Below are 26,645 nucleotides of genomic sequence, written 5' to 3'. Positions count from 1 at the left end.
GCTCGCTGCTCCGCTAACCATAAGCGGATTTCCGCTCATCCAAACCTCTCCCCCCCTCTAAACCGGCCCTCCCCCCGTTGGCACACCTCCTGCTATAGCCCTCGCAGGCTGCGTTTAAACGCGCTCCACAAAAACAATTAAACGAAGGATCCTTCAATGGATAACTCCAACGCCCTGCCCCTTGGGTCGGCTGCCGTGCCGGTCAAAGAAAGAACCACCGCCAGTCGTATCAAATCGATCTTCAGCGGTTCGGTCGGCAACATGGTCGAGTGGTACGACTGGTACGTCTATGCCGCCTTCTCCCTGTACTTCGCCAAAGCGTTTTTCCCCAAAGGCGACACCACCGCCCAACTGCTGAATACCGCCGCGATCTTCGCCGTGGGCTTCCTGATGCGCCCGATCGGTGGCTGGCTGATGGGCCTCTACGCCGACAAGGCCGGTCGCAAGAAAGCGCTGATGGCCTCGGTGTACCTGATGTGCTTCGGCTCGCTGGTGATCGCCCTGAGCCCGGGTTATGAAACCATTGGCATCGGCGCACCGATCCTGCTGATTTTCGCCCGTCTGCTGCAAGGCCTGTCGGTCGGTGGCGAGTACGGCACTTCGGCGACGTACCTCAGCGAGATGGCGACCAAGGACCGTCGCGGTTTCTTCTCCAGCTTCCAGTACGTGACCCTGATCTCCGGCCAGCTCATCGCTTTGGGCGTGCTGATCGTGCTGCAAAACATCCTGACCACCGAAGAGCTGTACGCGTGGGGCTGGCGTATTCCGTTCGCCATCGGCGCGCTGTGTGCCGTGGTCGCGCTGTACCTGCGTCGTGGCATGGAAGAGACCGAGTCATTCACCAAGGTCAAGAAAGAGAAAAAAGAAAGCGCCATGCGCACGCTGATGCGCCATCCCAAGGAACTGATGACCGTGGTCGGCCTGACCATGGGCGGCACCCTGGCGTTCTACACCTACACCACGTACATGCAGAAATACCTGGTGAACACCGTCGGCATGAGCATCTCCGACTCCACCACCATTTCCGCTGCCACGCTGTTCCTGTTCATGTGCCTGCAACCGATCATCGGCGGGCTGTCGGACAAGGTCGGTCGTCGGCCGATCCTGATCGCCTTCGGCATCCTCGGCACGCTGTTCACCGTGCCGATCCTGACCACCCTGCACACCATCCAGTCTTGGTGGGGCGCGTTCTTCCTGATCATGGCGGCGCTGATCATCGTCAGCGGCTACACCTCGATCAACGCCGTGGTGAAAGCCGAGCTGTTCCCGACCGAAATCCGCGCCCTGGGCGTTGGCCTGCCGTATGCCCTGACCGTGTCAATCTTCGGCGGCACCGCTGAATACATCGCGCTGTGGTTCAAGAGCATCGGCATGGAAACCGGTTACTACTGGTATGTCACCGCGTGTATTGCCGTGTCGTTGCTGGTGTACATCACCATGAAAGACACCCGCAAACATTCGCGGATCGAGACGGACTAAGCTCGTCAGCGCAACAAAAAAATGGGGCAGACCTTAGCGGGTCTGCCCCTTTTTCGTTGAATAAACACAATCCCCCTGTAGGAGCCGGCTTGCTGGCGATGGAGTGTCAGCCGACATCAACGTAGCTGACACACCATCGCCAGCAAGCCGGCTCCTACAAGGGATTGTGTGCGCTGGAAATTATGGGGGCATCCTTGCACTATGAACGCCACACCAACAGGAATCCCTTCATGCCCGACGACATCCACTACTACGAACCCGCCAACGGCCACGGTCTGCCGCATGACCCGTTCAATGCCATCGTCGGCCCGCGCCCCATCGGCTGGATTTCTTCGCAGGATGCCGACGGCCGCCTGAACCTGGCGCCCTACAGTTTCTTCAACGCGTTCAACTACATTCCACCGATCATTGGGTTTTCCAGCGTCGGACGCAAAGACAGCCTGAACAACATCGAGCAGACCGGCGAGTTCGCCTGGAACCTGGCAACCCGGCCGCTGGCCGAGCAGATGAACCAGAGCTGCGCGATGGTCGGGCCAGAGGTCAACGAGTTCGAGTTGTCCGGGCTGACGCCTGTCGCGTCGAAAATCATTCAGGTGCCACGGGTCGCCGAAAGCCCGGTGTCCTTCGAGTGCAAGGTCACGCAGATCATCCAGTTGCAGCGCGCCGACGGCAACGTGGTGCCGAGCTGGCTGATTCTCGGCGAAGTGGTCGCCGTGCACATCGCCAAATGGCTGTTGAAGGACGGGGTGTACGACACCGCCGCGGCAGAACCGATTCTGCGCGGTGGCGGACCAGCGGATTACTTTCAACTGGGCCCGGAGGCCTTGTTCAAGATGTTCCGCCCGGGAGCGGTCAAGTAATTACCAGATCAGCTCGCCGTCTTCGCCGACGCCCTTGAGGTGCGTCAGTTGCAGGGCGGCAGCTTCGTCCGCTTCTTTGGCGGTCTTGAACGTCTGGTCTTCCAGCAATTTGTTGAAGCGCGGTGCGCCCGAGCCACCGATGGCTTTGGTGGCAATCGCCGCATAGTAACCGCCCTCGCGGGGCACTACGGCGGATACGGCTTCGAAGGTTTCAAAGGCTTTGCGTGCCATGTCGCGGATCCTGGCTGATTGAGAATGGCGTCATTAAACCCTCAACCCGCCAGTTTGTGTACCCGCGACCGGGACTGCCACTGCGCCTGGGCCGCCGACACGTCCTTGAAGGTATGGAAATCCAGGCTGTTGACCACCAGCTCTTGCACCAGCTCAGCGAAAATATCCATGGCCGGCGTACTGAAATAGGCCGTCATGGCTTGCTGATGGGTCCAGAAACCGGACACCAGCCACAATTCCGGATCGCACTGCGAATGCTGCAGGGAAAAACTCAGGCAGCCAGGCGCGGTGCGCGACGGCTCGATCAAGGCGCTGAGGCGCGCACCGAGTTCCGCCGAACACCCGGCGCGGGCCCGGACGAAGGCCATATGACTGACGGGGATCTGCTTAGACATGTTCAACCCTCCCAGGTACTCGAGTGGCAGCCGTGGGACGGGCTGCGACAGGATCCAAGATTAAGCCCCTGCTCGCCGCCCCGTTAGTCGATTCCTGCCGGCTTGTTGCACAATCCTGCGAGGCTGCATTCGGTACCTGTAACAATGTGTGAATAGTGTCACAGGCCTGAAACACGAGGTTCGAGCAAGTTTTCTCTGCCATAGACTGCTCGAGCAGCACACCTCTTCAACCCCGTGCAGAATCAGGCAAGCTTTTCGCAGGATGTGTCTACCGCTGTGCCTTGCACAAATTTAAGCTCAGCTCATTCCCATTGCTTCGCCGAGGATGCCCTGCATGTCGTCGCTCGATCACTTTCAAGCCCCGCTGGACGCCGACATGGAGAAACAGCGCGCGGAACTGGCCGCTATCATCCGTCGCAACACGATGGAGGATGGCACTTATGCCACTGCCGTCGCCTCGCTGTTCATGGGCAAACACAGCCAGTCCCATGAATTCGCCCCGGTGCTGGCGCAACCGGCGTTGTGCATCATGGCGCAGGGGCGCAAAGAGGTCAGACTGGCCGACGAATACTTCAATTACGACCCGCTGAATTACCTGGTGGTGTCGGTCTCCATGCCCCTGAGCGGGCGGATAGTGAACGTCACCTCTGAAGAACCGATCCTCTCGGTGCGGCTGGACATTGATCCGGCGGAAATCACCGCGTTGATTGCAGACGCCGGTCCATTGGGCGTGCCGACCCGCCCCACCGGTCGCGGTTTGTATGTCGAACGGATCGACACCGCGATGCTCGATGCGGTGTTGCGCCTGGCGCGATTGCTGGACACACCGAAAGACATCGCCATGCTCGCACCGTTGATTCGCCGGGAGATTCTCTATCGGTTGCTGCGCAGTCAGCAGGGCCATCGCTTGTATGAGATCGCGATTGCCAACAGCCAGAGCCACCGCATCAGCCAGGCGATCAAATGGCTCAACGGCAACTATGAGCAACCGCTGCGCATTGATGATCTGGCCAAGGAAGTGAATTTGAGTGTGTCGACCTTGCATCACCGGTTCAAGGCGATGACGGCGATGAGTCCGTTGCAGTATCAGAAGCAACTGCGCTTGCAGGAAGCGCGGCGGTTGATGCTGGCCGAAGGGCTGGAAGCGTCGGCGGCGGGGTATCGCGTCGGGTATGAAAGCCCGTCGCAGTTCAGCCGGGAATACAGCCGGTTGTTCGGGGCGCCGCCGCTGCGGGATTTGGCGCGGTTGCGGTTGACGGTTTAGCCGAATTCAACCGCACACCTGTAGGAGCGAGGCTTGCCCGCGAAGAACGATAACGCAGTTTTCCAGAAGTACCGCGCTGCCTTCTTCGCGGGCAAGCCTCGCTCCTACAGGGGGTGCGCTTTTTACGCGCCGAGTACTCGGCAAGCCTCGGCCGGCAACGTCACCGACACCGGGTTGCCAATGCTCAACCCAAACCCCTGGCACGGCGTGCTCAACGCGGTAAACGACACCCCGGAACACTCCACGGTCGTCTCGATCGTCGCTCCGATATCACGCACGAACGTCACGGTGCCCAACAAACGATTCCCCGCCGTCGCCTGCGGATGCGACAGTTGCAGATCCTCAGGGCGGATCAGCATCTTGACCCTCTCTCCCGCCGCAATGCTCGTGCAGATCGGCACTTGCAGTGCATCGCCCCCCGGCAGGCTGACCTGGCCGTTACCCAGCGCGGTCGCCGGGAAGATGTTGCCCGAACCGATGAAGTCCGCGACAAACTCGTTGGCCGGGTGCCGGTAGATCTCGATCGGCGTGCCCACTTGCTGCACGCGATGCTCACCCAGCACCACGACGATATCGGCCATGGTCATCGCCTCACGCTGGTCGTGGGTGACCATGATGGTGGTGATGTTCAGGCGTTGTTGCAGCTGACGGATTTCCACCTGCATCGACTCGCGCAGCTTGGCGTCCAGCGCCGACAGCGGTTCGTCCAGCAGGAGGATTTTCGGGTGGTTGGCAATCGCCCGGGCAATCGCCACACGCTGACGTTGACCGCCAGACAGTTTCGCCACCGGGCGATCAATCATTTCCTGCAACTGGATCAGTTCCAGCAATTCCACTACGCGCTTGTGCTGATCAGCCTTGCTGACCCCGCGCAATTTCAGCGGATAGGCGATATTTTCCCCAACGGTCATGTGTGGAAACAGCGCCAACGATTGAAACACCATGCCGAAATTACGCAGATGCGCCGGGGTTTGGCCGATGTCTTCACCGTCCAGGCGAATCTCGCCGCCGGTCAGGGTTTCGAGGCCGGCGATCATCCGCAGCAAGGTGGTTTTACCGCAGCCCGAAGGGCCGAGGAAACACACCAGCTTGCCTTCCGGCAAATGCAGGTTCACATCCTTTACCGCGCAGGCCGAGCCGTAATGTTTCTCGACGTTTTCCAGAATCAGACCAGACATATGAATCACCTCAAGAATCAGAACGAAACGCCACCTTCACCGACCAGCTTCTCCAACGCCCAGATCAGGACGAAGTCGATCAGCACGATCAGCACGGCAAACGAAAATACGGTAGGGTCGAGCGACGACACGGTGCGGCTGTACATCCAGATCGGCACGGTCATCACGTCGATGGTGTAAAGGAAATAGGTCACGGTGAATTCGTTGAACGAGACGATGAACGCCAGCAGCATCCCCGCCAGAATCCCCGATTTCATCAGCGGCACCACCACATCGATGATCGCCCGCGTTGGCGAAGCACCGAGCATTTGCGCGGCCTCTTCGACTTCGCTGCCGATGGAGAGCATTGCCGCCGTGCAGTTTTTCACCACGAACGGCAGCGCCAGGATCACGTGGGCGATTACCAGCCGCGAGGTGGTCATCTGGAACGGCAGGCTGTCGAACACCAGCAGCAATGCCAGGCCCAATACCACCATCGGAAACACCAGCGGCAGCGACATCAGTTGCAGCGCCACCGCTTTGCCACGGAACTCGCAACGGGTCAGCGCATAAGCCGCCGGCACCGCGATGATCGTGGCGAAAACCATGGTCAGGCACGACACCATCAGGCTGGTGGTCATGGCTTTGCCGAGGCTCAGCACATCACTCGCGTCCGGCGACACGAAGGTGTGCCAGGCGGCCTTGTACCATTGCAGGCTGTAGCTGCTCGGCGGGAAGTCGAGGTTCGACGCACCGCTGAACGACATGACGATCATGGTCAGGATCGGCAACACCGCCAGCAGCAAAATGAACCCCGAGAGGATGCCGGCAAACTTGCCGGTTTCGCCTGGCAGCAGCGAGTAACGCTTCTTGATCACAGAGCTCATTGCGAAGCCTCCAGCATGCGCCGACGACGGCCAGTGATGTATTCGGACAAAGTCATGATCGCGAGCGTGGTGACAATCAGCACCACACCGGCGGCGGACGCGGCGGGCCAGTTCATCAGCGGGGCGATCTGGTCATGGACCATCACCGCCAGCATCGGCACGCGTCGGCCACCCAGCAGCAACGGCACCACGAAGCTGCTGGCGTTGTAAGCGAAAACCAGTGTCGCGCCAGTGATGATCCCCGGAAAACTCATCGGCAGAACCACCTGGCGGAACACCTGAAAGCGACTGGCGCCCAGGGTGGCGGCGGCCTCTTCGTAAGTGCGGGCGACGCCGCGCATGGCGCTGGCAATCGGCAGCACGGCCAACGGGAACGCGGTTTGCACCAGGCCCATCAGCACGCCGTTCTGGTTGTACAGCAGCATGATCGGGCGCTTGATCAGGCCCAGGCCCATCAGTGCCTGATTGAGCATGCCGCCCGGGCCGAGAATCACCAGCCAGCCGTAGCTTTGCAGCAGCAGGTTGACCAGCAATGGCAGCAGCACCGCAGCGAGGAAGATCCTGCGCACAAACGGCGACGTCAGGCGCGACATGGTGTAGGCCACCGGGATCGCCAGCACCACGGCGATCACTGCGCTGATCAGCGCCAGGCGCAAGGTCAGCAGCAAGGATTTGAGGTAATACGGTTCCAGCAATTGGGCGTAGCTGGCCAGGCTGAACCCGGTCCATTCCGCGCCTTTGGTGCCGACGCTCATGCGCAGCACCAGCAGGCTGGCGGCAATCAGCACGCCGAGAAACAGCATCGACGGCGTCAGAAAAAACCAGGCGCGGGTCGTCGGCGAAACACCCCGATTGGCGCGCACAGGAGCTGCATCGACCGGATGAGTCAGAGGTTGGTGTTCCATAGCAAGGGTCTCGTCAATGGAAAGCAGCTGGCAAACATAATCTTCGAAATCACCGTAAACCCTGTGGGAGCGGGCTTGCTCGCGAAGAGGCCGTGTCAGTCGACATCAATGTTGAATGTCACACCGCATTCGCGAGCAAGCCCGCTCCCACATTGGATTTGTGGTGCTTTATGGACCTGTGTTCGCCACTCGATCAGGAAGAAAAGATTTCCGTGTAGCGACGAATCCATTGGTCATGCACGGAGGCCAGGAAGGCGTTGTCGTGCATGATCGCCTTCTCGGCGATCTGCTCCGGCGTGAGGATGTACGGGCTCTTGCGCGCTTCGGCGGAGATGATCGCCTTGGCGTTGACCGGGCCGTTGTAAATGTCCTCAGCCATCTTGCCCTGCACCAGCGGGTCCAGAGAGTGGTTGATGAACGCGTAGGTCAGGTCGGTATCGCCCGGACGGTTCTTCGGCATCACCGACAGCATCAAGTCGGTGTAGAAACCTTCTTTCATGCCGAACGTGGCGCCCAGGCCGTAGGCCGGATCGCGGATCTGTTTCGGGAAGAAGGCCGGTGCGTACAAGCCGCCCATGTCCAGGGAACCGGTGCGGAACAGCTCGGCGATCTGGTTCGGGTTTTCACCCAGGGTCACCACACGATCCTTCAGCTCGGCGAGTTTCTTGAAGCCGGGTTCGATGTTGTGTTCGTCACCACCGGCCAGTTTGGCGGCGATGATGATCAGGTCCATCGCTTCGGTCCAGTTCGGCGGCGGCAGGAAGATGTTCGGCGACAGCTCTGCGTCCCACAGGGCGGCGTAACTGTCCGGTGCTTCCTTGATGGTACGGGTGCTGTAGACCAGGCTGTTGCACCAGAGCAGGTAACCGATCCCGTGGCCATTGGCGCCGGTACGGTATTTCTCCGGGACATCCACCAGGTTGGGGATGCGGTTGAGGTCAGGTTTTTCCAGCAGGTTGGCGGCGGCCAGACCTTCGGCGCCAACGCCAGCCAGGGTGATGATGTCGTATTGCGGACGATCACCGCCGGCCTTGAGTTTGGCGACCATTTCCGAGGTACTGCCGGTGCGGTCAGCGATGACCTTGCAGCCGTACTTGTCTTCGAACGTTGCGGCGATGTTGCGCAGTGCCGCCAGGCCTGTGTCATCGGACCAGGTCAGCAGGCGCAGGGTCTTGCCCTGGAAGCGCGTGTCGCTGGCATTGGCCTTGACGAAGGGCAAGCTCATGGCTGCCGCGGCAACCGAGGCCACGCCTACGGTTTTGATGAATTGACGTCTGTTCAGATCATGCTCGCCCATTACGGACTCCCTTTGTTTTTGTAGGTATAAGGCAGGTCGAAACTGTTGCATCCGCGCGGCCGGATCAGTGTTATCCCCCGTATTTTCGGGGGCTTGGCTGAACCAGTGAGTTCATCCTGAGGTCGTGTAAAACACCTGACTATCGATAAAAATTCATTGAAGCCATGACGCCAGCGCATGCCTCCTTTGAAGGCATGCGCTCACCTTTTTCGTGCCGTCAGACGGCGCGAATCACGTGTTTGATTTCCTGGAAAGCCTGCAAGCCCCACGGCCCCAATTCGCGGCCGATGCTGCTCTGCTTGTAGCCGCCCCAGGCGGTCTGCGGGAAGATCACTTGCGGCGCGTTGATCCACACAAGCCCCGCCTGCAAAGCGTTGGCAACCCGATCCGCCGCCTCGGCGTTGCGCGTCACCACGCTGGCCACCAGGCCGAACTGGCTGTCGTTGGCCAGGGCAATCGCCTCGGCTTCGGTGGCGAAACTGCGCACGCAGATCACCGGGCCGAAAATCTCTTCACACCACAGCGCACTGTCGAGGGGCACTTCGGTGAAAATCGTCGGCTGCAAAAAATAACCGCGCGGCAGGTCTGCGGGGCGATTGCCGCCGCAGATCAGCTTGGCGCCAGCACTCAAACCGCGATCGATGTGGCCGAGCACGCGTTGGTATTGCGCCTGATTGACCAGTGCGCCCATTTCCACGTTCGGGTCGAACGGGTCGGCCACGCGGATGGCTTCAGTACGCGCCTTCAGGCGCAGGAGGAATTCGTCGGCCAGTTCATCGGCGACCAGCACGCGGCTGGTGGCGGAACACATCTGCCCGGCGTTGAAGAAACCACCGCCACAGGCCACTTCCACGGCCAGTTCGATGTCAGCATCGGCCAGCACCAGCAGCGAGGATTTGCCGCCCAGTTCCAGGCTCACGCCCTTCACGGTTTCTGCCGCGCGCTGCATCACCTGCACGCCGACCGCGTTGCTGCCGGTGAAGGAAATCTTGGCGATGCGCGGGTCCGCCGACATCGGCGCGCCGACCGCCAGACCGGTGCCGCAGACCACGTTGAACACGCCCTTCGGCAAACCGGCCTCGGCGATGATCGCCGCCAGTTCCAGCTCCGGCAGCGGCGTCACTTCGGAAGGCTTGAGCACCACGCAGCAACCGGCGGCCAAGGCCGGGGCGAGTTTCCAGGCGGTGGTGACCATCGGGAAATTCCACGGCACGATCAGGCCGACCACACCACACGGCTCACGGCGCACACGGGCGCTGAAGTCGTCGGTGGGCAGCTCGACGTTGCTGTCCTGTTTGGCGTTGAGGCCTTCGGCCAGGCCTGCGTAGTACTCGAAAGTAGCGATCACATCATCGACGTCGATGGCCGCTTCGAACAACGGTTTGCCGTTGTTGCTCGACTGCAAGTGCATCAACTTGTCGCGACCAGCCTGTACGCCCGCAGCGATTTTGCGCAGGATTGCACCGCGCTCGGCACCGGTGGTTTGCGACCAGGCCTTGAAGGCTTCGGTCGCTGCGTTCGCGGCTTGATCGACGGAGTGCGCATCACCGCCGTTCACGGTGGTCAGCAACGCTTCGGTGGCCGGGTTGATCACGCGCAGGTGTTCGCTGCCCGCCGACCATTTTCCGTCAATGAACAGACCGTCGAGGGTGGTAGGAAAAGTCATTTCGACACCGCCTGCATCCACACAGTCTGATCGATTTCAATCAGGGTCGGGCCCTGGCGATCAGCCGCGCAGCGCAATGCACCGCGCAGTTGCTCGACACCGTCGACCGCTTCAGCCGCACAGCCCAATGCCTTGGCGACACCGATGAAGTCCGGGGTGTAGATGTCTACGCCGACCGGCTCGATGGCGCGGTTGACCATGTATTTCTTGATCTCTTCGTAGCCCTGGTTGTTCCACAGCAGGACGATCACCGGGGTACGCGCTTCAACAGCGCTGGCCAGTTCCGGCAGGGTGAATTGCAGGCCGCCGTCGCCGATCAGGCACACCACTGGAGGACGTGCGCCGTCTTCAACGCTACCGCCGAGCCAGGCGCCAATCGCTGCCGGCAAGGCATAACCGAGGGTGCCGTAGCCGGTGGACGAGTTGAACCAGCGGCGCGGGCGCTCCGGGTTGAAGGTCAGGTTGCCGGTGTACACCGGTTGGGTCGAGTCACCGACGAACACCGCGTTCGGCAATTCGTGCAGGACAGTTTCCAGGAAACGGGTCTGGGCCAGTGTCGGCGCGTCCCAGGTGGCGGCGAGGTCTTCGCGCAGACGTGCGGCGCGGACCTGGCCCCAATCGTTGCGGCGCTCGGCCAGCGATTTGTGGGACAGCGCGCTCAGCAAGGCTTGGGCAGCGTTGCGCGAATCGGCCACCAGTGCGATGTGCGGCGGGTAGTTGCGCACGGTCTGGTCCGGGTCGATATCAACGCGCAGCAGCTTGCCGGGAATTTCGAAACCACCGGCGAAAGTGACGTCGTAGTCGGTCTCGGCCAGCTCGGTGCCGATGGCCAGAACCACATCGGCCTCGGCAACCAAGGCGCGAGTCGCAACCAGGCTCTGGGTCGAGCCGATCAACAGCGGATGGCCGGATTCGAGCATGCCTTTGGCGTTGATGGTCAGCGCGACTGGCGCGTCCAACAATTCAGCCAGTTCAGTCAATTCCGCAGCGGCATCGATGGCACCGCCACCAGCGAGAATCAGTGGGCGTTTGGCGCCGGCGAGCAGTTCGGTCATGCGGCTGATCGCGCTTGGCGAAGCACCGGCGCGGTCGATGTTGACTGGCAGGCTGCTGAGCAGGTCGTCGGCTTCTTCAACCAGAACGTCCAGTGGGATTTCGATGTGAACAGGACGCGGACGACCGGCCTGGAACAGCGCGAAAGCGCGGGCCAGCACGCCCGGCAGTTCGGACGCCGACATCAGGGTGTGGGAGAACGCCGCCACGCCGCCGACCAATGCGCTCTGGTTCGGCAGCTCGTGGAGCTTGCCGCGACCACCGCCCAACTGGCTGCGGGTCTGCACGCTGGAGATCACCAGCATCGGGATCGAATCGGCGTAGGCCTGGCCCATGGCGGTGGTGATGTTGGTCATGCCCGGACCGGTGATGATGAAGCACACACCCGGTTTGCCGCTGGTGCGTGCATAACCATCGGCCATGAAACCGGCGCCCTGCTCGTGACGCGGAGTGACGTGGTTGATGCTCGAACGGGCCAGCCCGCGATACAGCTCCACGGTGTGAACCCCGGGGATGCCGAACACCTGCTCAACCCCGTAATCTTCGAGTAACTTGACCAATACTTCGCCGCACGTCGCCATGTCTTTTGCCCTTTTTGTTCGTTTGAGACGCCGGGCCTGCGCAGTGTTTATGATGAGCGGGCAGGTCCAGGGATGGCCTCATTGGAACGGGCGACACGTAGCCGCAACAATGGATAAAAAGTCATACTAGCCATGTCCTCACGTCATACCTTGGATCCCAATGAAACGATTGCCTCCCCTGCCGGCGCTGCACACTTTTCTGATTACCGCGCAGTGCTGCAACTTCACCCGTGCCGCCGAACAGCTGTTCATCACCCAGGGCGCGGTGAGTCGACAGATCGCCGGGCTGGAAGAACATTTGGGTTATGAGCTGTTCATTCGCCAGGCCCGCGGCCTGGATTTGACGGCGGAAGGACGGGAGTGGCTGCCACGGGTGCAGCAGATTTTCGGCTTGATCGACGAGGCGGTGGAGCAGATCGGCGAGAAGCGCGAAACCCTGCAACTCAAGGCGCCGACCTGTGTTATGCGCTGGTTGTTGCCGCGCCTGTTGCAGTGGCAACGGGAGCGTCCGGATGTGCCGGTGGAGCTGACCACCACGGTCAAGCACGGTGTGGATTTTCATCGCGAGCAATTCGATGCGGCGGTGATGTATGGCGCGCCGCCGGACAACGCGCTGACGTCTTATCTGCTGTTCGATGAGCAACTGACGCCGGTGTGTTCGCGACCGATGCTGGAAGGGCCACAGGCCTTGCAGTCACCGGCGGATCTGCAACAGCACTTGCTGCTGCACCCGACGCGGGATGAGCGCGACTGGAATGCCTGGCTGAAAGCGGCGGATCTTCAACTGAGCAATGTCAGCAAGGGTCAGCATTTCGAAACCCTGGACCTGGCGATGTCGATGGCGTCTCAGGGGACAGGTGTGGCGATTGGCGATTGGTCGTTGATTGGCGATGACCTGAGTGCCGGGCGGCTGGTCATGCCGTTTGAATTGAAGGTGAAAACCGGGTTGGCGTATTACCTGGTATTCCCGGAGAAACCTGCACCTTCGCCGAAGTTGCGCGAATTGATGGGGTGGTTGGTGGAGCAGGCGCAGAGTCGGTGAAAAGCTCAAAAGCTTCGCGAGCAAGCCCGCTCCCACATTGGATCTCCTGTGAACACAAAAATGTGAACACCTCGGATCAATTGTGGGAGCGGGCTTGCTCGCGAATGGATTTAAGCCACGCTATCAATACCCAACTGTGAACCGCTGCCGAGAGTGCTTCGGCACTTCCACTTCATCCAACATCGCAATCGCATAATCAGCAAACGTAATCCAGCTGCGCCCCGCCCCGCTCACCAGCAAATCATCCTTGCCAACCCGGAACGTACCCGTACGCTCACCTTCGACAAACTCCGCCGAGGGCGACAGGAAGGTCCAGTCCAGTTCCTGTTCCTTGCGCAGGTTTTCGAGAAACAACGCACCGGCGCTGGCCTCTGCCTTGTATTCCGCCGGGAAGCCCTCGCTGTCGATGACGCGGGTGCCGTCCGGCAGCAACAGCGAACCGGCACCACCCACCACCAGCAGACGTTTCACCCCGGACTTCTTCACCGGCGCCACAACGGCAGCGGCGGGAATCGTGGCGAAATGTGCCGCGCTGATGACCACATCATGCCCCGTCACAGCGGCTTGCAAGGCGTCGCCATCCAGCACGTCGACATTCTTGCTGACCACCCCGGCACGCGGGCCGATTTTCGACGTATCGCGCGCGATGGCCGTAACGCTATGACCACGACGCAGGGCTTCTTCCAACAGTTGGCTGCCGGCACGGCCGGTGGCACCGATGATTGCGATGTTGCTCATGACGTTCTCCAGTGTGGATCAGTGTGAGTGGGTGAATCGGGTTACCACTTCATCTCGCCCTTGGCGACTTTGGCGCTCAGCTCCAGCGAGCTTTCTTCGCCCAGTTTCGGGTAGCGTTTTTTCATCGCGGCGATCAGCGCGGCGGCGTCTTTGGCCTTGGCGGTTTCTTCGTCGAAGGCTTTGATGTAATCCGCGGTGAACTGCACGGCAGCCAGGGAGCGGGCACTTTTGCCAAGGTAGTGACCCGGCACGAGGGTGTGCGGTTTCAGGGTTTCGATGGAGTGCAGCGTAGCCAGCCAGTCAGCGTGGGACTGCGCGGTTTGGGTATCGGCCATCCACACGTGAATGTTTTCTGCGACGACCACGCCACCGACCACTGCCTTGATCGACGGGATCCACACAAAGGTACGATCCGGTTGTTTGCCCTCAAGACCCACCACCTGCAACTTCTGCCCTTCGAGCATCAGGCTGTCGCCCTTGAGTACGTCCGGCACGATGGTTTTGGCCGGCACGTCGGCACCCATTTTCGGCCCCCAGAACGCCAGTTTGCCGTCGACGGTTTGCTTGATGTGGTCCACGGTCGGTTGCGAGGCGAGCACCTTGGCGTTGGGGAACGCAGCGGTCAGGGTGTCGAGGCCGAAGTAGTAATCCGGGTCACCGTGGCTGATGTAGATGGTGGTCAGTTGCTTGCCGCTGGCGCGGATTTTTTCCACCACTTGCTCGGCCTGGGACTTGCCGAATTGCGCGTCCACCAGAATCGCGTCTTTCTCGCCGCTGACCAGCACCGACGTCACCGGGAAGATCGCTTTCTCGCCGGGGTTGTAAACATCCAGCGTCAGCGTCGATGCCGCCGCGTGGGCCGCGAAACCGAGGGTGGCCGTGGCCAGCAAAATACGCTTGAGGTTGAAACCGATCATCTGTTGCTCCGTTGTCCGAGTGCCATGCTTGGCGATGGAACAGAGCTTAGTTGCCTTATTCATTACAAAAAATGCGATGCTTAGACATAGTTTGTTTCTGAAAGCGGGCAAATCATGGATCGTCTACAAGCAATGCGCGTATTCGTCACGGTGGTCGACCTCGGCAGCCAGTCGGCCGCCGCCGACCACCTGGACCTGTCGCGGCCGGTGGTTTCGCGGTATCTGGCGGAACTGGAAGACTGGGTTGGCGCGCGCCTGATGCATCGCACCACGCGTAAATTGAGCCTGACCGCCGCCGGCAGTGAAATCCTGCCGCGCTGTCGACAGATGCTCGACCTGTCCACGGACATGCAGGCCGCCGTCAGCGAGCCGGACGATGCGCCGCGTGGCCTGCTGCGGATCAGCGTCAGCACCTCGTTCGGCCAGGCGCAATTGGCGGATGCGATGGCCGCCTACGTCAAACGTTACCCCGGCGTCAGCATCGACCTGCAGATGCTCGACCGCACGGTGAACCTGGTGGATGAGCGCATCGATCTGGCGATTCGCACCAGCAATGACCTGGACCCGAACCTCATTGCGCGGCGGCTGACGGTCTGCCGCTCGGTGATCTGCGCCGCCCCCGCTTACCTGCAGGAGCACCCGACGCCAATGCGGGTGGAAGACCTGAGCCAGCACAACTGCCTGACCCACTCCTACTTCGGCAAAAGCCTGTGGCATTTCGAGCAGGACGGCGAACCGGTCTCGGTGCCGGTGCAGGGCAACATCAGCGCAAACGAAGCGAGCACCCTGCTGCGCGCAACAATCGCTGGCGCCGGGGTGGCGATGTTGCCGAGTTATCAGGCGGGTGTGCATATCCACAGCGGCGAACTGATCCGCCTGCTGCCCCAGGCCGAGCCGCGCCAGATGAACATCTACGCGGTGTATGCCTCACGCAAGCACATGCCGGCGGCATTGCGCAGCGTGCTGGATTTTCTGGTGCTCAGGTTTCCGGAAGAACCGGCGTGGGATGCCGGCTTGTGAATACGTTCCCTTGTAGGAGCCGGCTTGCTGGCGATGGCGTCCGTCCAGTCAATAAACAGGTTGACTGGCCCACCGCTATCGTCGGAACGCCGCCCGCAGCAAGCCGGCTCCTACAGGGGGTAGTCCGTGTTCTGATGCATGACTGGCAACTCACTGCCGCTGACCTATGCTGAACTTAGTACCGAAGGGTATTCGTTCAGAGGTCAACGCCATGAACACGAAAACAAGAAGATACCTCGCCATTTTCATCACCTGCGCGGTGACGCTGGCGCTGTACGGCACCGCGGCGTGGCGCGTTGAGCAATTGCGAAACCTGCCCCGTGAGTACGCGAGCTGCAACTTCGAGCGCTGCATTCCCCACAACGCGACCCTCAACGCCCTCCGGTGATGAAGGGGATCAGGCCTCGTTGTCCTGATCGGCCTTCAAGCGGTCGCGGAACGCCTTGGGTGAGATCCCTACACGACGCCGGAACAGGCGCGTGAAGTTGGTCGGATCGGAAAACCCCAACACATCGGACATTTCATAAATGGTCATGCTGGTGTAGGTCAGCAAACGCTTGGCCTCCAGCAATTGCCGCTCGTGCATGATCTGCAACGCCGGTTGTCCCGCCAATTCACGGCACGTGCCGTTGAGGTGCGACACCGAAATCCCCAGCCGATGCGCCAGGTCTTCAACCTTGACGTGCTGGCGATACGTCTCTTCCACCAGTTGGATAAACCCGTTGAGGTATTCCCGCGCACGCTGCGGACGCTGACTGGCCGAGCGACGCTGCAGCGCCTGCCGGCTGACCCACACCATGATCACGCTGACCAGCGAATGCATGAGCATTTCCCGGGCCGGTTGATGGCCGGTGTATTCGGTTTGCAGCGCAGAAAACAGACTGTTGAGGTACTCGCTGTCGTTGCCGGCCGGATAACTTTCGGCCTGGGCCAGAGCATTCACCGAGTTGCCCAATTGTGCCTGAAGATGGGCGACCAGCGGCGCGGCGAGGGTCACGACAAAGCCTTCGACATCCTCGGAAAAACGATAACCGTGCACCGATAACGGCGGCAGAACCAGGATCGCCGGTTCGCCCAATTGCGTACGTTTGCCTTCGATTTCAAGCTCTGCCTGACCTTTGAACACGAAGAGTAATTGGCATAAATCGGCGTGGCGATGGGGTTTGATTTCCCACTGGTGTTCGCGGCTGCGTTTGGAAATGGTTTCACAGTGCAGCAAGTCCGGGGTCGGCCAATCCAGGCTTTCACCGTAGAGCTTGAACACCGGTATCGAAGGCAGGGCAGGCTTGTTCATAACTTCAATCCAGGCCTCGGGAAGTGACGGGCGATAATCGCACCGATTGGCAGAAAGTACAGCTATCGGCTCAGTTTTCACCTTCAATTGACAGACCCGCAAGTGAAAAATGCAAGCACTCGATCCATAAAAATTATTCACCGACGCAGGTCGTGTGGAGCTTGCGAGTCATAAAAACAATGAAAACACTGAAAACCCAAGTCGCCATCATTGGCGCCGGCCCCTCCGGTTTGCTGCTCGGCCAATTGCTGCACAACGCCGGTATCGACACCCTCATTCTCGAACGCCAGCCCCCGGACTATGTGCTCGGGCGAATCCGTGCCGGTGTCCTCGAACAAGGCATGGTAGAGCTGCTGCGTCAGGCCGGCGTTGGCCAGCGCATGGACGCCGAAGGACTGGTTCACGGCGGCTTCGAACTGGCCCTCGACGGGCGCCAGGTGCACATCGATCTGCACGCCCTGACCGGGGGCAAAACCGTGATGATCTACGGGCAAACCGAGGTCACTCGAGACCTGATGGCCGCTCGTCGGGAGGCCGGCGCGCAGACGATCTATGAAGCCGGCAACGTCGTGCCTCACGGTATGAAAACCGATGAAACGTTCGTGACGTTCGAAAAGGACGGCGAAGCGTATCGGCTCGATTGCGACTACATCGCCGGTTGCGACGGTTTCCATGGTGTAGCGCGGCAATCGATTCCCGCCGAGAACCTGAAGGTGTTCGAACGGGTTTATCCGTTCGGCTGGCTGGGGATTCTTGCCGACACGCCACCGGTTCACGATGAGTTGGTCTACGCCCGTCACGAGCGCGGTTTTGCCCTGTGCAGCATGCGCTCGGCGACTCGCACCCGGTATTACCTTCAGGTCCCTGCCGACGAGGCTGTCGAGAATTGGTCCGATCAACGTTTCTGGGATGAGCTCAAATCCCGGCTGCCTTCTGCGCTGGCCGAGTCTTTGGTGACCGGGCCGCCCATCGAAAAAAGCATCGCGCCGTTGCGCAGTTTCGTAGTCGAACCGATGCAATACGGGCGGATGTTTCTGGTCGGCGACGCCGCGCACATCGTCCCGCCGACCGGCGCCAAAGGCCTGAACCTGGCGGCCAGCGACGTCAGTACGTTGTTCAATATCCTGCTGAAGGTTTACCGCGAAGGCCGTGTCGATTTGCTGGAGAAATACTCCGAGGTCTGCCTGCGCAGGGTCTGGAAAGCCGAACGATTTTCCTGGTGGATGACCTCGATGTTGCACCGCTTTGACGATCACGATGCGTTCAGCCAGCGCATCAGCGCGTCGGAGCTGGACTACTTCGTCAGCTCCGAAGCGGGTCGGAAAACCATTGCAGAAAATTACGTCGGACTTCCGTATGAGGCTATCGAATAGCCTGCTACCGACTTACACTGGCGAGCATCCCCGCTCGCCCTTGCCTCCTGCGGGACCCTCACTGCCCGCAGGTTCTCCCGTGACCAATCTCAACCAGCCTGAAACGCCCAAACCGGCCATCCGGAGCGTGCTGATCGCCCTGATGCTGGCCATCTTTCTCGGGGCGCTGGATCAGACGATCGTCGCTGTATCGATGCCCGCCATTTCCGCGCAGTTCAAGGACGTCAGCCTGCTGGCCTGGGTGATTTCCGGCTACATGGTGGCGATGACCGTGGCCGTGCCGATCTACGGCAAACTCGGCGACCTGTACGGTCGGCGCAAGTTGATGCTGTTCGGCATGGGGCTGTTCACGATTGCTTCGTTCTTCTGCGGCATGGCCCAGAGCATGGAGCAACTGGTGCTGGCGCGGATTCTTCAGGGCATTGGCGCCGGCGGGATGATTTCGGTCAGCCAGGCGATCATCGGCGACATCGTGCCGCCTCGCGAACGCGGTCGTTATCAAGGCTATTTCAGCAGCATGTACGCGGTGGCCAGCGTCGCCGGGCCGGTGCTCGGCGGTTACATGACCGAATACCTGTCCTGGCGCTGGGTGTTCCTGATCAACCTGCCGCTGGGCCTTGGCGCCTGGCTGGTCGCCCGTCACACCCTGGTCGGGCTCCCGGTGCCGCAGCGCAAACCGATCATCGATTACCTCGGCACCGTGTTGATGATCATCGGTTTGACCGCCTTGTTGCTCGGCATTACTCAGGTCGGCCAGGGCCATTCGTGGCGCAGCGCCGAGGTACTGGGTTTGCTGGGTTGTGCGGTGGTGGTCCTGGCGTTGTTCGTCGGGCATGAGCGCCGTGCACGGGAGCCGTTGCTGCCGATGCACCTGTTCGCCAACCGCAATGCGATCCTGTGCTGGTGCACGATTTTCTTCACCAGTTTCCAGGCGATTTCGTTGATTGTGCTGATGCCGTTGCGCTTCCAGAGCGTGACCGGCGCCGGGGCCGACAGTGCCGCGCTGCACCTGTTGCCACTGGCCATGGGTTTGCCGATCGGCGCGTATTTCGCCGGGCGCCGAACCTCGGTGACCGGGCGCTATAAACCGATGATTCTCGCGGGCGCCCTCCTCATGCCGATCTCGATTCTCGGGATGGCGTTCAGTCCGCCACAGGCGGTGGTGCTCAGCAGTCTGTTCATGGTGCTCAGCGGGATCGCCTCCGGCATGCAGTTCCCGACGTCATTGGTCGGGACGCAGAACTCGGTGGAACAACGGGACATCGGCGTGGCGACCAGCACCACCAACCTGTTCCGCTCCCTCGGCGGCGCGGTGGGCGTGGCGTTGATGTCGGCGTTGTTGCTGGCATTGCTGCAAGACTCGAGTTTCGCCCATCTGGCCGGCTCTACGCTGATTGCCGAGGGCAGCTCCGGGAACGTTTTGCTGGATGGCCTGAACGCCGCGCCGGGGGATGCGCAGAACGCCTTGCGCGCCGAGCTGCTGCTGACCTTCCGGCATTTATTGATGGTCAGTGCGGCGGTGTCGTTGCTTGGGTTGGCGGCGGCGATTGCCATGCCGAACCGGGTGTTGCGTGGGCGGGAAGACAAGGCTCGGTAGTTGAACCGAGTCGCGGCCATCGCGAGCAGGCTCGCTCCCACATTGGACCGAGTAGTTCCTGTGCACGCGGTCAACTGTGGGAGCGAGCCTGCTCGCGATGGAGTACTGTCAAACACCAACATTCAAGGGCTGTAATACCCCACAGCCACCAGAAAATGCCCGACCTTCTTCAGGTACGCATGCTTGTCCTCGACCTTGCCGGTCACCGGGTTTTTCCACCGGTACGCGTATTCGCCATAATCCTGCCCGGCCATCAACGCCAGGATCGGCTCGCCGACCGGCTTGCCTTCAGGGTCCTTGATCTTGCCGAAATCGGTGTTGATCAAGCGCAGATTGGTGCCATGGGCGACATATCGCTGGGTACCCAGGTTGACGACGAACACATACAAGTCATCCTGCAAATAACCGCCCTTGAGCGAGTTGATCGACGTGAGCGTGCCCTTCTCGTCCTTGGCCAGATCGGTCGCCGCTTTGTTCAGCAACGCCATCGCCTGCTCCGCCGACGCCCGTGGCAAGTAGTAACCCACCGCCAGAATCCGCTGGCCGACCCGTTGATAGTACACATGCTTGCGTTCGACCTTGCCGTCGGACCAGTTCTGCCAGCGATACTCCGCTTGCTGAATGCCATTGCCCTCCGGCACTTTCAACGCGTCCTTGAAAGCCTTCTGCAAATCCGGCCCGAGCACATCCGATACATCACGCCCGATCAACGCCGAAGAAGGCCCACCGCTGGCGAGCATCACGCCTTTGGTATCGAGCACGAACACGTAGCGGTCCTTGTCGACAAACTCGCCCTGACGACTGAAAGCCGCGAACGCCTTGTCGCCATTGTCGTGGTAATAGGCCAGGGCTTTTTCCAGCAAGGCGATGGCGGCCTGGCTGTCGTCCTTCTCGGTCCCGGCGGCTTGCGCCTGCCCCAGGCACAGCAACAGCATCCCGCCCAGCAGGGCCAACCTGTGCAAAAACCCCATTGCGCATCCCTCGTTTTCTTCGGTGTTTGAAGAGCGTAGACGGCAATGGGGCATGTATGGATATTCAGCGAACCGCAGTCTGCAAAATGGTATTGCAGCGAATTACCGCGCCTTCAGCCTCAAGGCCTGGCCCGCAACTGCTGCTGCAAATTCTGAATCTGCGCCTGAAGGGTGTTGATGTTACGGGTGACCTGGCTACGGAAGGCGTCGAACTCGGCGGTACTGGATGGGCCTGACGCGGCGGCCGGGCGGTTGTCCTGCTCGCTTTTGAGCACGATTATGTCTTGCTCCAGACGTTCGATGGCGGCGCTCGGGTTGCCTTGTTTTTTCAGCGCGGTGATGTCGGCGCCGAGGCTTTTTAGCTGGGCGTCGAATTTTTCAGTTTCCGCCGGGGCGCTTTTCAGGGCGGCCAGTTCGCTGCTCAGGGCTTTGACCTGGGCCTGCAATTGCGTGTTGGCGGTCTGGTGCTCGGTGTTCTGGGCGGTGGCTTGCGCCAGGCGCTTGTCCAGATCGGCGGTTTGCGCAGTCATTTGCGCCAGACGCTTGCCCAGGTCCGACGTCTGACCGGCAACGCCCTGCTGCTGTTTGCTCTGGTCCTGGAGTTTGCTTTCCAGCTGCCTGATTTGCAGTTTCAGCGCTTCGCTGTCGCTGGTGACGTTGGTCTGACTGGCGACCACCTTGCCGGAAATGTCCTGCAAGCGTCCCGCTGCATCCTCACTGATACGCGCGAAACTTTCCTGGGTCGCCACCAGTTGCTGTTCCATCAGCGAGATCTGCTGAAAGCTCCACCACGCAAGGCCGGCGAACGCAAAGAACAAGGCGCCGACCAGCGCCCACAACGGGCCGGTGCTGGCCGCCCTGACCTTGACCACCGGCGGCGTGCGCGAATGCACGGCGGTGCGGGCGGAGGGCACAAAATCATCGTCGTCGAGGCTGTCGGCACGCAGGCTCGGTACATCGTCGAAGTCGTCGTTGGCATCGTTACGCATGGACATTGAGTCAACCTTTGTGGAACGCGGTGATGGCTTGATGGGGCGAAGTATAAACCCGTCAGCCGCATCGATTGACCCTGAACCCCACTCTGCGTTCAGTAACGGGATTTGTCAGTGAATGTCCTGAGCCTTCCACCAGCCGCAGAATTCATCGAGGGCCGTCCAGAGGCTGACCTTCGGGTCGTAGTCCAGATAATGCCGCGCGCGGCTGATGTCCAGGGTGAAATTTTTGTTCATGACCTGCATGCCCAGGCGCGACAGGGTCGGCTCGGGGCGCCCCGGCCACAGCTTGCACGCGCCCTCGTTGAGCGCCGCCACGGCGTAGGCCAAGCCGTAGGAACGGTAGCGGGTCACCTGTGGGACGTCCATTTTGCGCATGACGTAATTGACCACGTCCCACAACGGAATCGGCGCGCCGTTGCTGATGTTATAGGCCTTGCCCAACGCCGAACCGCTGGCCAGCAAGCTGCTGAGCAACGCTTCGTTGAGGTTTTGCACGCTGGTGAAATCGACCTTGTTCAAACCGTTTCCGATGATTGCCAGGCGACCTTTGCGTTGCATGTTCAACAGTCGCGGGAAGATGCTCATGTCACCGGCACCGGTCACGAAACGCGGGCGCAGGGCCAGGGTTTCGAGGCCGAACTCCTGGGCGCCGAAGACCTTTTGCTCGGCCAGAAATTTGGTCGCGGCGTAGGGATGCTTGAAGCGCTTGGGCACCTGTTCTTCGGTCAATCCGAGGTGATCGCGGCCGTCGAAATAGATCGACGGCGAGGACAAATGCACCAGTCGCCGCACGCGTTGCTTCAGGCAGGCTTCGACCACGTTTTCGGTGACCTGCACGTTGCCTTGATGAAAGTCCTGATAACGTCCCCACACGCCGACAGCACCGGCGCAATGCACCACGGCTTCGACATCGGAACACAGATCGCGCGCCAGTTGCGGGTCGCTCAAGTCGCCCGCAATGAACTCGGCGCCACGGCGCACCAGATGTTCGACGCTTTCGGCCCGGCGACCGTTGACCCGCACGTCCAGGCCCTGCTCCAGGGCGAAACGCGCAAAGCGCCCGCCGATGAAGCCGCTTGCGCCGGTGACCAGAATCTTCATGTAGTGCTCCGAATATTTCGTTTTGCGTAGTGCGTGAGGTCTTGACGCTGCCGGTCAGGTCAACGGCACCAGCCATTGCCTCGACGAGCGCACCAATTGATCGGTCAGCAACCCCAGCAACTGACCGCCATTGCGCCAATGATGCCAGTACAGCGGCACATCGATGGGCTTATCTGGCAAAAGCTCCACCAGAACGCCGCGCTCAAGTTGCTCGCGCACCTGCAATTCCGGCACCAGTCCCCAGCCGAGACCGGCTTCCGTCAGGCGAATGAACCCTTCGGATGACGGGCATAAATGGTGTTCGAAACCGCCGTCTACGCCGAGGGACGCGAGGTAGCGATGCTGTAGGAAATCGTCCGGGCCAAAGACCAGCGCCGGCGTTTTCGACAACTGATCGGCGCGCACGCCATGCGGAAAATGCCGGGCGATGAACGCCGGACTGGCCAGCGCGCGATAACGCATGGCGCCCAACAGGACGCTGCGCGCACCCGCCACCGGACGTTCGCTGGCACAGACACACGCCGCCACTTCGCCTGCACGCATGCGTTTGAGGCCGACAGTCTGGTCCTCGACCACCAGGTCGAGCAGCAAATGTTGCTCGGCACAAAAGTCACCGACCGCCTCGGCCCACCAGGTGGCGAGGCTGTCGGCGTTCAGCGCGATGCGCAGACGTTCCGGCAAGCCTTCTTCATCCAGCGCCGGCACCAGTGTCTGGAGGTCGCGTTCGAGCAAGCGCACCTGCTGCACATGGTTGAGCAAACGCCGGCCGATTTCCGTCGGCGCCGGTCGCGCCATCCGCACCAGCACAGGCTGGCCGACCCGCGCCTCCAGCAGTTTGATGCGCTGGGAGATCGCCGATTGCGACAAGCCAAGCACCTTTGCGGCACGTTCAAAACCGGCCTGCTCGATCACGGCGGCCAACGCAGAAAGCAATTTATAGTCGAACATCAGTTTTCCTAATGAGCGATCAGCATGATTGATTTTTCTTATACAGGTTAGCAGCAGAGAATGCGCGGCAAGAACTCTTGAACAAGGATTACCGACATGGCTGGCGAAACTTCACTGGCAACACTGCTACGCAGCATGAGCCCGCAGCTCAACGCTGGCGAATACGTGTTCTGCACCCTGCGGGACGGTCAATTGCCATCGAACCTTGAGATTGTCGGCAGCTTTCGCGAGCAGGAAGGTCTGACGGTGATTCTGGAACGTTCCCACGCAGAACGGGCCGGTTTCAGCTTCGACTACGTCGCAGCCTGGATCACCCTCAACGTGCATTCGGCCTTGGAAGCCGTCGGCCTGACCGCCGCGTTCGCCACCGCGCTGGGCCAGGCCGGGATCAGTTGCAACGTGATCGCCGGTTACTACCACGACCATCTATTCGTCGGCCAGGCCGATGCCGAACGCGCCCTGCAAGTGTTGCGGGATCTGGCAGCCAACGCGGAGTAAAACTTATGTGGCAAAGCTATGTGAACGGCCTGTTGGTGGCCGCGGGGCTGATCATGGCGATCGGCACTCAGAATGCGTTTGTGCTGGCCCAGAGCCTGCGACGTGAACACCACCTGCCGGTGGCAGCGCTCTGCGTGACCTGCGACGCGTTGCTGGTAGCGGCCGGCGTATTTGGTCTGGCGACCGTGCTGGCGCAAAACCCGACCTTGCTGGCCATCGCTCGCTGGGGCGGTGCGGCGTTTCTGCTGTGGTACGGCAGCCTTGCGCTGCGCCGGGCCTGCTCGAAGCAAAGCCTGCAACAGGGTGAAAACCAGACGGTCCGTTCACTGCGCGCGGTGATGCTCAGCGCCCTCGCGGTGACCTTGCTCAACCCGCATGTTTATCTGGATACCGTGTTACTGATTGGCTCCCTTGGTGCGCAACAAACCGAACCCGGGGCTTATGTTGTCGGCGCGGCCAGCGCTTCGCTGCTTTGGTTTTTCACGTTGGCGCTGGGCGCCGCCTGGTTGGCGCCATGGCTGGCTCGGCCAAGCACATGGCGGATCCTTGATTTGTTGGTGGCCGTCATGATGTTCGCTGTAGCCGGCCAACTGATCATCGCGTCCTGATATTCCAAATGGCTCTGGAACCTCTATTCCACACAGTTGTTGCGTGGTTATGCCGCACCCCCGGTGCTATGATCCGGTTCGATGCGCCGCAAAGAGTACAAACTCCCCGGCGCTTGTCTGGCCGCCCGTGATCGGCCTTGCGCTCACCGCAACTGACCTGATTAGGAGAATCATCATGGCTTTCGAATTGCCGCCGCTGCCTTACGCACACGATGCCCTGCAGCCGCACATTTCCAAGGAAACCTTGGAGTACCACCACGACAAGCACCACAACACCTACGTCGTGAACCTGAACAACCTGGTGCCAGGCACCGAGTTCGAAGGCAAGACCCTGGAAGAGATCGTCAAGTCTTCCTCGGGCGGTATCTTCAACAACGCCGCTCAAGTCTGGAACCACACTTTCTACTGGAACTGCCTGGCGCCAAACGCCGGCGGTCAACCAACCGGCGCACTGGCTGAAGCCATCAATGCTTCCTTCGGTTCGTTCGACAAGTTCAAGGAAGAATTCAGCAAGACTTCCATCGGCACCTTCGGTTCCGGTTGGGGCTGGCTGGTGAAAAAGGCTGACGGTTCCCTGGCCCTGGCCAGCACCATCGGCGCCGGCAACCCGCTGACCAACGGCGACACCCCGCTGCTGACCTGCGACGTCTGGGAACACGCTTACTACATCGACTACCGCAACGTTCGTCCGAAATACGTCGAAGCGTTCTGGAACCTGGTCAACTGGAAATTCGTGGCTGAGCAGTTCGAAGGCAAAACCTTCACCGCTTAAGCTCGACGCCAGTCAAAAAACCCGGCTTTTGCCGGGTTTTTTTATGGGTCTGGAAACGTACAAACCCAGGTGTTCCCGTAGAACGGGTCGGTAGTTCTGACGCCATCGTCGGAACACCGCCCGTAGCAAGCTGACTCCTACAAGGTCCGGGTACAGCCGTGAAAACAGGTCGGTTGTCAGGACGCCATCGCCAGCAAGCCGGCTCCTACAAGGTCCGGGGACAGTCGTGAAAACAGGTTGGTTGTCAGGCCGCCATCGCCGGCAAGCCGGCTCCTACAGGGGGTGGGTACATCCGTGAAAACAGGTTGGTTGTCAGGCCGTCATCGCCAGCAAGCCGGCTCCTACACAAGCAGACTCGCGCCCACCACCCGCTTCTCACCACTCATCAGGCCGAGCGTTAGCTCGCCTTCAGCTTTTGATCTACCCGCCCCTTCGGGAGGCCGAGCGCAGGTTCTGCGCAGTGGGCAACCCGGCATGGATGCCGGGTTAGCCGCCCCCGGCCATGGATGGCCGATGGCGGCGGGCCCACGGAGCAGGACCGGAGCGAGGGAACGCCGAGCCTAAGCGAGGGGCCGGACGCTGGGGCAAGACTTTTTGGTTCCTTTTGTGGCGTTTGACAAAAGGGACTCGCCGTAAGGGCGAAACCATAAGCGGCCGTTACCGCAGGAATGGATATGTACACCCGAAAGAAAATGGTCCGCCATAAGGCCGCCATCGCCAGCAAGCCGGCTCCTACAGGAGATCGAGGTGTTGCAGACAGGTGATTTCAGACAATGAAACAAGCGTTAAGCCCCTTGCCCCAACGCCACAGACGTCTACCATCAACCAAATGGAAAATAAGTCCAAATCCCCCTCAAGTTGAAGGACTCGACTACCGACACAGTACTAATAGGGCAAATACTCCAGGCAACAGCATTTCGGCCAACCCACAGGCAAATTCCCCTGTGTTTGATTGTCCCTTTGACTGCCATCACCGGATTGCCAATACTCATGGCA

At 60.6% G+C, this 26,645-nt stretch carries 26 protein-coding genes; 11 read left to right on the top strand and 15 right to left on the bottom strand.

The annotated features are described in order from the left end of the window. The first annotated feature begins 156 nt into the window (after positions 1 to 156). Both IB245_RS21695 and IB245_RS21690 read left to right on the top strand, forming a co-directional pair. Complete coding sequence (locus IB245_RS21695) at positions 157 to 1,479, top strand: MFS transporter (RefSeq protein ID WP_192228609.1); 1,323 nt, start codon at positions 157 to 159, stop codon at positions 1,477 to 1,479. 230 nt (positions 1,480 to 1,709) lie between these two features. Further along, complete coding sequence (locus IB245_RS21690) at positions 1,710 to 2,339, top strand: flavin reductase family protein (RefSeq protein WP_192228608.1); 630 nt, start codon at positions 1,710 to 1,712, stop codon at positions 2,337 to 2,339. Here the strand turns inward: IB245_RS21690 and IB245_RS21685 are convergent, their stop codons facing one another. Together IB245_RS21685 and IB245_RS21680 are read right to left on the bottom strand one after the other, a co-directional pair. Continuing rightward, entirely contained in the window at positions 2,340 to 2,570 is a 231-nt protein-coding gene (locus IB245_RS21685; RefSeq protein WP_008034307.1) for a hypothetical protein, read from the bottom strand. A gap of 41 nt (positions 2,571 to 2,611) precedes the next feature. Next, positions 2,612 to 2,965, bottom strand: coding sequence for a putative quinol monooxygenase (locus tag IB245_RS21680; protein ID WP_008034309.1), 354 nt, complete (start codon positions 2,963 to 2,965; stop codon positions 2,612 to 2,614). 334 nt (positions 2,966 to 3,299) lie between these two features. Between IB245_RS21680 and IB245_RS21675 the strand changes: the two genes are divergently transcribed. Then, positions 3,300 to 4,229 (top strand): AraC family transcriptional regulator, encoded by a 930-nt coding sequence (locus tag IB245_RS21675; protein WP_192228607.1) that lies wholly within the window; start codon positions 3,300 to 3,302, stop codon positions 4,227 to 4,229. Positions 4,230 to 4,351: 122 nt separating this feature from the next. Here IB245_RS21675 and IB245_RS21670 read toward each other — a convergent pair whose 3' ends face one another. The 6 genes from IB245_RS21670 to IB245_RS21645 all read right to left on the bottom strand — a co-directional run bounded on the left by IB245_RS21670 (position 4,352) and on the right by IB245_RS21645 (position 11,775). Next, entirely contained in the window at positions 4,352 to 5,407 is a 1,056-nt protein-coding gene (locus IB245_RS21670; protein WP_192228606.1) for an ABC transporter ATP-binding protein, read from the bottom strand. A 17-nt stretch (positions 5,408 to 5,424) separates the two neighbouring features. Beyond that, positions 5,425 to 6,273, bottom strand: coding sequence for an ABC transporter permease (locus tag IB245_RS21665; RefSeq protein ID WP_008034315.1), 849 nt, complete (start codon positions 6,271 to 6,273; stop codon positions 5,425 to 5,427). After that, positions 6,270 to 7,178 carry an ABC transporter permease gene (locus tag IB245_RS21660; RefSeq protein ID WP_008034316.1) on the bottom strand — a complete coding sequence of 303 codons (909 nt, stop codon included), beginning with the start codon at positions 7,176 to 7,178 and terminating at the stop codon, positions 6,270 to 6,272. Before IB245_RS21660 ends, IB245_RS21665 begins: the two co-directional genes overlap by 4 nt. 193 nt (positions 7,179 to 7,371) lie before the next feature. Further along, complete coding sequence (locus IB245_RS21655) at positions 7,372 to 8,475, bottom strand: extracellular solute-binding protein (protein WP_008034320.1); 1,104 nt, start codon at positions 8,473 to 8,475, stop codon at positions 7,372 to 7,374. Positions 8,476 to 8,692: 217 nt separating this feature from the next. Further along, positions 8,693 to 10,141 (bottom strand): aldehyde dehydrogenase family protein, encoded by a 1,449-nt coding sequence (locus IB245_RS21650; protein ID WP_192228605.1) that lies wholly within the window; start codon positions 10,139 to 10,141, stop codon positions 8,693 to 8,695. Further along, positions 10,138 to 11,775 carry a 5-guanidino-2-oxopentanoate decarboxylase gene (locus IB245_RS21645; protein WP_192228604.1) on the bottom strand — a complete coding sequence of 546 codons (1,638 nt, stop codon included), beginning with the start codon at positions 11,773 to 11,775 and terminating at the stop codon, positions 10,138 to 10,140. Before IB245_RS21645 ends, IB245_RS21650 begins: the two co-directional genes overlap by 4 nt. A gap of 160 nt (positions 11,776 to 11,935) precedes the next feature. Between IB245_RS21645 and IB245_RS21640 the strand changes: the two genes are divergently transcribed. Further along, positions 11,936 to 12,817: a LysR substrate-binding domain-containing protein gene (locus IB245_RS21640; RefSeq protein WP_008034326.1), complete on the top strand. Its 882-nt coding sequence runs from the start codon at positions 11,936 to 11,938 to the stop codon at positions 12,815 to 12,817. Between the two features lie 123 nt (positions 12,818 to 12,940). Here IB245_RS21640 and IB245_RS21635 read toward each other — a convergent pair whose 3' ends face one another. Together IB245_RS21635 and IB245_RS21630 are read right to left on the bottom strand one after the other, a co-directional pair. After that, a complete protein-coding gene (locus IB245_RS21635) occupies positions 12,941 to 13,555 on the bottom strand; it encodes an NAD(P)-dependent oxidoreductase (RefSeq protein WP_192228603.1) in 615 nt (204 codons plus the stop codon). Between the two features lie 41 nt (positions 13,556 to 13,596). Next, positions 13,597 to 14,472, bottom strand: coding sequence for an MBL fold metallo-hydrolase (locus IB245_RS21630; protein ID WP_008034330.1), 876 nt, complete (start codon positions 14,470 to 14,472; stop codon positions 13,597 to 13,599). Positions 14,473 to 14,586: 114 nt separating this feature from the next. Here IB245_RS21630 and IB245_RS21625 point away from each other — a divergent pair, with 114 nt between their 5' ends. Both IB245_RS21625 and IB245_RS21620 read left to right on the top strand, forming a co-directional pair. Further along, positions 14,587 to 15,492, top strand: coding sequence for a LysR family transcriptional regulator (locus IB245_RS21625; RefSeq protein WP_225602300.1), 906 nt, complete (start codon positions 14,587 to 14,589; stop codon positions 15,490 to 15,492). 211 nt (positions 15,493 to 15,703) lie between these two features. Next, positions 15,704 to 15,880, top strand: a complete 177-nt coding sequence (locus IB245_RS21620) for a hypothetical protein (protein WP_008034333.1) — start codon at positions 15,704 to 15,706, stop codon at positions 15,878 to 15,880. Positions 15,881 to 15,889: 9 nt separating this feature from the next. Here the strand turns inward: IB245_RS21620 and IB245_RS21615 are convergent, their stop codons facing one another. Further along, positions 15,890 to 16,786, bottom strand: a complete 897-nt coding sequence (locus IB245_RS21615; protein WP_008042009.1) for a helix-turn-helix domain-containing protein — start codon at positions 16,784 to 16,786, stop codon at positions 15,890 to 15,892. A 188-nt stretch (positions 16,787 to 16,974) separates the two neighbouring features. Between IB245_RS21615 and pobA the strand changes: the two genes are divergently transcribed. Both pobA and IB245_RS21605 read left to right on the top strand, forming a co-directional pair. Further along, positions 16,975 to 18,159, top strand: coding sequence for a 4-hydroxybenzoate 3-monooxygenase (gene pobA / locus IB245_RS21610; protein ID WP_192228629.1), 1,185 nt, complete (start codon positions 16,975 to 16,977; stop codon positions 18,157 to 18,159). 79 nt (positions 18,160 to 18,238) lie between these two features. Beyond that, positions 18,239 to 19,756 carry an MDR family MFS transporter gene (locus IB245_RS21605; protein WP_008042013.1) on the top strand — a complete coding sequence of 506 codons (1,518 nt, stop codon included), beginning with the start codon at positions 18,239 to 18,241 and terminating at the stop codon, positions 19,754 to 19,756. A 122-nt stretch (positions 19,757 to 19,878) separates the two neighbouring features. On the opposite strand, the gene IB245_RS21600 is transcribed toward IB245_RS21605, so the two are convergent. The 4 genes from IB245_RS21600 to IB245_RS21585 form a co-directional block, all read right to left on the bottom strand. After that, positions 19,879 to 20,727, bottom strand: a complete 849-nt coding sequence (locus tag IB245_RS21600; protein WP_192228602.1) for a cache domain-containing protein — start codon at positions 20,725 to 20,727, stop codon at positions 19,879 to 19,881. A 119-nt stretch (positions 20,728 to 20,846) separates the two neighbouring features. Then, positions 20,847 to 21,722, bottom strand: coding sequence for an ATPase (locus tag IB245_RS21595; protein WP_192228601.1), 876 nt, complete (start codon positions 21,720 to 21,722; stop codon positions 20,847 to 20,849). A gap of 108 nt (positions 21,723 to 21,830) precedes the next feature. Next, positions 21,831 to 22,823 (bottom strand): NAD-dependent epimerase/dehydratase family protein, encoded by a 993-nt coding sequence (locus tag IB245_RS21590; protein WP_192228600.1) that lies wholly within the window; start codon positions 22,821 to 22,823, stop codon positions 21,831 to 21,833. A 54-nt stretch (positions 22,824 to 22,877) separates the two neighbouring features. Then, entirely contained in the window at positions 22,878 to 23,771 is an 894-nt protein-coding gene (locus tag IB245_RS21585; protein ID WP_192228599.1) for a LysR family transcriptional regulator ArgP, read from the bottom strand. Positions 23,772 to 23,867: 96 nt separating this feature from the next. Here IB245_RS21585 and IB245_RS21580 point away from each other — a divergent pair, with 96 nt between their 5' ends. The 3 genes from IB245_RS21580 (at position 23,868) to IB245_RS21570 (ending at position 25,649) form a co-directional block, all read left to right on the top strand. Further along, positions 23,868 to 24,269: an ACT domain-containing protein gene (locus tag IB245_RS21580; protein ID WP_192228598.1), complete on the top strand. Its 402-nt coding sequence runs from the start codon at positions 23,868 to 23,870 to the stop codon at positions 24,267 to 24,269. 5 nt (positions 24,270 to 24,274) lie between these two features. After that, a complete protein-coding gene (locus IB245_RS21575; protein WP_192228597.1) occupies positions 24,275 to 24,877 on the top strand; it encodes a LysE/ArgO family amino acid transporter in 603 nt (200 codons plus the stop codon). A gap of 175 nt (positions 24,878 to 25,052) precedes the next feature. Further along, positions 25,053 to 25,649 carry a superoxide dismutase gene (locus IB245_RS21570; RefSeq protein WP_008034365.1) on the top strand — a complete coding sequence of 199 codons (597 nt, stop codon included), beginning with the start codon at positions 25,053 to 25,055 and terminating at the stop codon, positions 25,647 to 25,649. The last annotated feature ends 996 nt before the right edge of the window (positions 25,650 to 26,645 follow it).

It is taken from the genome of Pseudomonas sp. PDM02 (assembly GCF_014852285.1).
GTDB lineage: Bacteria > Pseudomonadota > Gammaproteobacteria > Pseudomonadales > Pseudomonadaceae > Aquipseudomonas > Aquipseudomonas migulae.
The sequence above is the reverse complement of the archived record's forward strand: the minus strand, read 5'-3'. Positions and strand labels throughout refer to the sequence as shown.